The 4,163-nt window shown below is 75.1% G+C and carries 4 protein-coding genes; all 4 read right to left on the bottom strand.

The window, feature by feature from the left end; genetic code table 11:
* Nucleotides 1–1,173: sensor histidine kinase (locus AE652_RS04320; protein ID WP_049649775.1), on the bottom strand; the 1,173-nt coding region annotated here is incomplete at its 3' end.
* Between the two features lie 120 nt (nucleotides 1,174–1,293).
* Entirely contained in the window at nucleotides 1,294–2,142 is an 849-nt protein-coding gene (locus AE652_RS04325; RefSeq protein WP_049649772.1) for an ABC transporter permease, read from the bottom strand.
* Nucleotides 2,139–3,083 carry an ABC transporter ATP-binding protein gene (locus tag AE652_RS04330; RefSeq protein WP_049649773.1) on the bottom strand — a complete coding sequence of 315 codons (945 nt, stop codon included), beginning with the start codon at nucleotides 3,081–3,083 and terminating at the stop codon, nucleotides 2,139–2,141. The genes AE652_RS04325 and AE652_RS04330 overlap by 4 nt, the downstream gene beginning before the upstream one ends.
* Nucleotides 3,084–3,269: 186 nt before the next feature.
* On the bottom strand, nucleotides 3,270–4,163 hold an 894-nt coding region (locus AE652_RS04335; RefSeq protein WP_049649774.1), incomplete at its 5' end, for an FAD-binding domain-containing protein.

Here is a 4,163-nt window from a genome sequence, read left to right on the forward strand (position 1 = left end):
GGCCGCGCGTTCCCGTATGCCGGCGAGGCCGTGGCCCTCGCGGGGCGGCCGGCCGGGGGCGGACGGCGGGGGGCCGTCGGGCGGGCCGCTGTCCCGTACGCGCACCCGCAGCCGGTCGTCCCCGGAGGTGAGGGTGACGTGGGCCCGGGTGCCGGGGCCGGCGTGCTTCAGGGTGTTGGTGAGCGACTCCTGGACGATGCGGTAGGCCATCAGCTGGACCCCGCGGTCGAGGGCGTCGAGGTCTCCGGCGGCCGTGTACACCACCTGGGGCCCGGCCGCGCGGATGCGGGCGCACAGCCCGTCGACGTCGGCGATGCCCGGCTGCGGGGTGAGTTCGGCGTCCTCGCCCTGGTCGCGCAGGACGCCGAGCATCCGCCGCAGCTCCCCGAGCGCCTGGCGACTGGTGTCGCCGATCAGCAGCAGTGCCTCGCGTCCGCGCTCGGGGGAGGCCTCGGCCGCGTAGGCGCCGCCGTCGGCGAGGGTGACGATGACGGACAGGTTGTGGCCGATGATGTCGTGCATCTCCCGGGCGACCCTGGTGCGCTCGGTGACGGCGGCCAGCCGGCTGCGCTGGTCGCGCTCGATCTCCAGCCGGGCCGCGCGTTCCCGCAGCCCGGCGAGCTGGGCGCGGCGGATCCGTACCGCGATGCCGAGGGCGACGGCCGCCGTCGCGGCGCTGAACAGGAAGAACAGCGCGTCGCCGACGGGCAGCCCGGAGGACACCTCCGCGGCGACCAGGGTGCTCGCCGCGGCCATGGCCGCGCACGCCCAGGCCAGGTGCCGCAGGCTCCCGTGCAGGGCCAGGCTGTAGAGGGCGACGAGCAGGGCGGCGTCGGCCCGCAGTGCCGCGCCCGTGGACCACTGGACGACGAAGACGGTCATGATGGCCGCGAACGCCGCCGTCGGGCGCCGCCGGCGCCACAGCAGGGGCAGGACGAGGCCCGCCTGGAGGGCGAGGGTCGCGGCCAGGGGCAGCCGGGTGAAGTGGATCCGGTGCTCGCGCGCGTGGTCGACGTCGCCGTGGAGGAGGTCCGGCAGGCCGAACATCAGGAGGACCATGACGACCACGGCGGTGTCCAGGACCCACGGGTCGGAGCGGTCGGCCTGCCGGATCCGCTGGCCCAGGCGGGCCAGGCGCGCGAAGGCCGGGTGGGAGGGGAGCGGGTCGGGCACGGGCGGCGGCGCGGACGGGACCGGTCCCCGGGTGTCGAGGTGGCTCACGGTCGTCACCTGTCGTACGAGGGAGGGGCGGGGCTGCGGCACCCGGTGGACCGGGTGCCGCACCGGAGTCTCTCAGACGTCGCTGCGCACGAGGCGCACCGCTGCGCCGGCCAGGGCGAGCACCGTCCACAGGAGGAAGACGGCCAGCCCGGCGGCGGGCGACAGGGTGGTCGAGTCGTGGTGCAGGGCGAACATCGCCTCGCCCGCGTGGCTGGGCAGGTACGGGCTGATGTGGCTCTGCCAGGACGTGGGGAGCAGCGAGACGAGGCCGGGGATCAGCATCAGGGTGGCCACCAGGACGGAGATGCCGCCGGCCACGGAGCGCAGCAGCGCGCCCAGGGCGACGCCGATCACGCCGACGAGGGCGAGGTAGAGGCCCGCGCCGAGCAGTCCGCGGACGGCGCCGGCGCTGGAGAGGTCCATCGCCACGCGGGTGCCGGACAGGATGCCGCTGTCGGTGAGGAAGGCGACGAACACGCCGACGGTGCCGAGCAGCAGGGCGATCACGCCGTACACGGCCGCCTTGGACCAGAGGACCGGCAGGCGGCGCGGCACGGCGGCCAGGGTGGAGCGGATCATGCCGGTCGAGTACTCGCCGGCGGCGATCAGCACGCCGAGGACGCCGAGCGCGAGCTGGGCGAAGTTGGTGCCGAACAGGGACAGGCTCAGGGCGGTGGCGTCGGAGAAGTCCCGGTCCAGGTGCCGGCCGGAGTCGAGCCTGGACTTGAACTGGACGGCGGCGATCAGGCCGAACGCGACCAGGAACAGCAGGGCCAGGCCGAGGGTGATCCAGGTGGAGCGCAGGGACCACAGCTTGGCCCACTCCGAGCGCAGCACGCGCGCGGCGGTGACCTTGTGGACGGGGCGCTCGGGCCCGGGGCCGGCGGGCGTGGCGGTCTGGCTCGGTGCGAGGGTGCTCATGCCGCGCTCCTCGGGGTCTCGACAGTGGCAGTGGTGGTGGTGCCGTGGTACTCGACGGCGTCCCGGGTCAGGTCCATGAACGCCTGCTCCAGGGAGACCGTGCGGGTGGCGAGTTCGAACAGGGCGATGCCGTGCGAGGCGGCGGTCAGGCCGATCTCGCGGGCGGTGCGGCCGGTGACGAGGAGTTCCTCGGAGCCGGAGCGGCCGGAGATCTCCACGCCGGGGCCGGCGAGCAGGGTGCGCAGCCGGGCCGGGTCGGCGCTGGCCACCGTGACGGCGTCGCCGCCGGCCTCGCGGACCAGGTCCTGGACGGTGGTGTCGGCCAGCAGCCGGCCCCGTCCGACGATGATCAGGTGGTCGGCTACGAGGGCGACCTCGCTCATCAGGTGGGAGGAGACGAAGACGGTGCGGCCCTCGGCGGCGAGCGAGGTGAGGAGGTTGCGGATCCACAGGACGCCCTCGGGGTCGAGCCCGTTGACCGGCTCGTCGAGCATCACCGTCGCCGGGTCGCCCAGCAGGGCGGCGGCGATCCCCAGCCGCTGGCCCATGCCGAGCGAGAACGCCCCGGCCCGCTTCCGCGCCACCGACCGCAGGCCGGTCAGCTCGATCACCTCGTCGACGCGGCGGCGCGGGATGCCGTGGGTGTGGGCCTGCGCCATCAGGTGGTTGAACGCCGAGCGGCCGGGGTGGATCGACCTGGCCTCCAGCAGTGCGCCGACCTCCTGGAGCGGAGCGGCGTGCTCGGCGTAGCGGCGGCCGTTGACGCGCACCGAGCCGCCGGTCGGCGCGTCCAGTCCGACGATCATCCGCATGGTGGTGGACTTGCCCGCCCCGTTGGGCCCGAGGAAGCCGGTGACCGTACCCGGCCGGACCGTGAAGTCCAGCCGATCGACGGCGGTCTTCTCCCCGTACCGCTTCGTCAGCTGGTGCGCCTCGATCATCGCTCACCCTCAACGTTCGTGGGCCGGGTCGTCCCGGCCGCCGGTACCTTCCACGCTAGGTTCGACGGCGCCGCGATCCGTGGTACCCGGGGCCGATCATCGCCGGGGCCGTAGTACCGGGGTACCGCCCGTCCGTCCGCCTCCTGGCTCAGCCCAGGCCCTCGCGCTCGGTCCGGGCTATGAAACTCAGTCCAGGCCCCGCCCCCGGCGGAACCGCTCGGTGAGGGCGTCCGGGGTGATGAGCGGCGCCGGGTAGTCGGCGTCGTGCAGCCAGGGGCGGTGGACGGCCGGGCCGGGCAGGTGGGCGAGCTCGGGGACCCAGCGGCGGACGTACGCGCCGTCCGGGTCGTAGCGGTCGGCCTGGCGGAGCGGGTTGAGGACCCGGTTGGGGCGGGTGTCGGTGCCGGTGCCCGCGACCCACTGCCAGTTGAGCTGGTTGTCGGCCACGTCCCCGTCGACCAGCAGCGACAGGAAGTGGGCGGCCCCGATCCGCCAGTCCAGGTACAGGGACTTGGTGAGGAAGCCCGCCGTCAGCAGGCGGGCCCGGTTGTGCATCCAGCCCTCCTCGGCGAGCTGGCGCATCCCGGCGTCGACGATCGGGTACCCGGTGCGGCCCTGCCGCCAGGCCTCGGCCTCGCGCTCGTCCCGGTGCCAGTGGTCGTCCCTGGCCCGGTAGTCGCGGTGGGCGGCGTCCGGGCGGGCGGCGAGCACCTGGTGGTGGAAGTCGCGCCAGGCGAGCTGCCGGACGAAGGCCTCCGCTCCGGGCCCGCCGCGCTGGAGCGCGCCTGCCGTGAGCTCGGTGGCCGACAGGCAGCCGAAGTGCAGGTACGGGGAGAGCCGGGAGGTGCCGTCGGCCGCCAGATCGTCATGGACGTCGGCGTACGCGTCGACGTCCCAGCGCCGCCACCGCCGCCTGGCCGCCGTCTCGCCGCCGGGCGGCAGCGCGGGCGAGAGCGGCCCGGTGGGCTGGAGGCTCTCGCCGCCGATGCCGTCCGGGGTGTCGAGCGCGCGGGGCGCGCCCAGCACCGTGCGGCGGGGCGTCCGCTGCCAGGCGCGGTGGTACGGGGTGAAGACCGCGTA

It is taken from the genome of Kitasatospora sp. MY 5-36, assembly GCF_001182915.1.
GTDB lineage: Bacteria > Actinomycetota > Actinomycetes > Streptomycetales > Streptomycetaceae > Kitasatospora.